Source organism: Inquilinus limosus MP06 (assembly GCF_000767795.1).
Taxonomy (GTDB): domain Bacteria; phylum Pseudomonadota; class Alphaproteobacteria; order DSM-16000; family Inquilinaceae; genus Inquilinus; species Inquilinus limosus_E.
Genome location: NZ_JANX01000721.1, coordinates 1 through 2,630, shown reverse-complemented (window position 1 = coordinate 2,630; position 2,630 = coordinate 1). Strand labels below are relative to the sequence as shown.

Genomic DNA, 2,630 nt, shown 5'->3' with positions numbered 1-2,630 from the left:
CGATCGGGCGGCGGGCCGAGCCGATCCTGGGTGCGGTGACGCTGGACGGGCCGCGCCAGGTGTTCCCCCTGTCCGGCCTGGCCGCACGACGGCTGGCGGTGCCCAGAGTCGCGTTGCTCGGCGAGGCGGCGCATGCCCTGCCGCCGATCGGCGCCCAGGGGCTCAATCTCGGCTTCCGCGATGCCGACGCCATCGCCGCGGTGGCCGCCGACGCTATCCGGGCCGGCATCGATCCCGGCGCCGCTTCGGTCACCGCGCGCTACGAGGCGAAGCGGCGCGGCGACGTCGCCAGCCGCACCGCCGGGGTCGACCTGCTGAACCGGTCTCTCCTCACCGACGCGGCCCCTGCCCTCGCCCTGCGCGCTTTGGCGCTGCAGGCGGTGAAGCGGGTGGCGCCGCTGCGCCGGCTGCTGATGCGCGAGGGCATCGCGCCCGGCGGGATCTGATCCCAAGGAGTGTGGCGGCCAGCGGCGGGCACTGCTACCGTTCGGTGACAGGCCCCCGCGGCCGCCCGTTTCACAAGCGACGATCCCCGATGCCCGCCAAGAAGAACCCGCTCGGCCTCAACCCGCTGCAGTTGAAGACCCTGACCGTGCTGCAGCACATGGCGCAGACGCCGCGCTTCGCCACGCAGCAGGAGGATGGCACGGTGCTGGTCTCCAGCTTCCCGCCGCCGCATGGCGACCACTACCATGTCGGCGACGCGGTGGTGATGGGCCGGGACATGACCGGGCTGCACAACATCGCGGTGTTCGCGGCGCTGGAGCGCAAGGGGCTGATCCGCTCCGGCTTCCCCGGCGCGGCCATCGTCACCGCCGACGGCCTGGCCTACGACACAGGCATGGCGGGCAGCATCCTGCACCGCGGCGACCACTGACCGGCCGGCCCGACATGGCGCCCCGCTTCACCGTCCTGACGCCCGACGCGCAATATGCCGATGACGCCGTGATCGAACGGCAGGTCGGCGGCGCCGATGTCGAATTCGTGATCCGGCGCGAGCGCGACCGGAAGAAGATCCCGGACGAGGTCTATGCCGCCTGCGACGCGCTGCTGACATGGCACGAGCTGCGCGTCGACCAGTCGGTGATCGACAAGATGCCGCGCTGCCGGATCATCGTGCGCGCCGGGGTCGGCTTCGACCATATCGACCTGGCCGCGGCCGGGGCCGCCGGCATCCCGGTGGCGAACACGCCCGACTACGGCACCAGCGAGGTCGCGGACCATGCCATCGGCCTGATGCTGGCGCTGCTGCGCGGCATCCCGGCCTATGACCGGGCGCTGCAGGCCGACCCGGCCGGCAACTACACGCTGGAGGCCGGGCGCCTGACCCGGCGCATCCGCGGCACCACGATCGGCATCGTCGGGCTGGGCCGCATCGGCACCGCCACGGCGATGCGGGCCAAGGCCTTCGGGCTGGAAGTGCTGGCCTACGACCCCTACATCCCGCGCGGGATGGAGATCGCGCTGGGCGTCACCCGGGTCGAGACGCTGTCGGACCTGCTCTCGGCGTCGGACATCGTCTCGATCCACGCGCCGCTGACGCCGGAGACGCACCGGCTGTTCGGCGACGCCGCCTTCTCGGTGATGCGGCCGCATGCGGTGCTGATCAACACCGCCCGCGGCGCCATCGTCGACCTCGACGCGCTGCTGGGCGCGCTGCAGGCCGGGCGGATCGCCGGCGCCGCGCTGGACGTGCTGCCGGAGGAGCCGCCGCCCGAGCCGCTGCCGGCCCTGCTGCAGGCCTATCACGACCAGCCGGACTGGCTGCGCGGCCGGCTGATCCTGACCCCGCACGCGGCGTGGTCGAGCCCGGAGAGCCAGACCGACGCCCGCCGCCTGTCGGCCGAGACCACGGTCGCCTATCTGCGCAGCGGCGCCCTGCGCAACTGCGTCAACGAGGCCGTGCTGGACCGGAAGAAGCTGCGGCGCTGAGGGCCGGGGTATCGGCGAAAGCCAAGGCACCGAGCTAAACTCTTGTTGTCATTGCCGGGCTTGACCCGGCAATCCAGGGGCCACCAAGAGCGGCTCTGGCCGCCCCTGGATCCTCGGGTCAAGCCCGAGGATGACAGCTCGAAAATAACCGATCGCGGCGGTCCCTCTCTCAATGATATCGCCAAAACCGCCCCGGCCCCTCCAATTGGAGGGGAGATCGCGGGCATTTTTCGCTTTATTGTCCTGATGTCTGCCGGCTGGGGGCCGCGGTCGTTACTTTTTGATAACGTCCCCGCGAGGGTCCGATTTGATGAAGGTCGATTGTTCGGGGCACCGCCTTGTTCTCAGGCGGATTCTGTCGGGCTCGCTGGGCCTTGCTCTTCCTCTGTTCAGTATCGATGCGGCCGGGGCGGCGGTGGTGCCGCGCGACGGCCGGGCCGCCGGCTCCGTCGTCCAGGCCACCGGCGGCTCCGAGATCCGCTTCACCGCCGGCGAGCTGTGGCAGGACGTCGAGGTGCAGCAGGTGCTGCTGGGCGGTGACGCGCTGCGCACCGGTGCGCTGGGCGGCCTGGCGATCCTGTTCGCGGACCAGACCCAGATCCGCGTCCACAACAACTCGCAGCTGCTGGTCCGCGACATCGGCGGCGACGGCGCCCCCGCCCGGATGGAGCTGGACTCGGGCGCGGTCTGGGCCCGCG

General features: G+C 71.5%; 4 protein-coding genes. All 4 read left to right on the top strand.

What is annotated here, in order from left to right:
* On the top strand, positions 1–446 hold a 446-nt coding region (locus P409_RS31415), incomplete at its 5' end, for an FAD-dependent monooxygenase (protein WP_034847766.1).
* A gap of 89 nt (positions 447–535) precedes the next feature.
* On the top strand, positions 536–877 hold the full coding sequence (locus tag P409_RS31410; RefSeq protein WP_034847761.1) for a hypothetical protein: 342 nt from the start codon (positions 536–538) through the stop codon (positions 875–877).
* Positions 878–891: 14 nt separating this feature from the next.
* Positions 892–1,932, top strand: coding sequence for a C-terminal binding protein (locus tag P409_RS31405; RefSeq protein ID WP_034847758.1), 1,041 nt, complete (start codon positions 892–894; stop codon positions 1,930–1,932).
* A 418-nt stretch (positions 1,933–2,350) separates the two neighbouring features.
* Positions 2,351–2,630, top strand: a 280-nt coding sequence (locus P409_RS31400) for a FecR family protein (RefSeq protein WP_152613651.1), incomplete at its 3' end; no start/stop codon positions are given.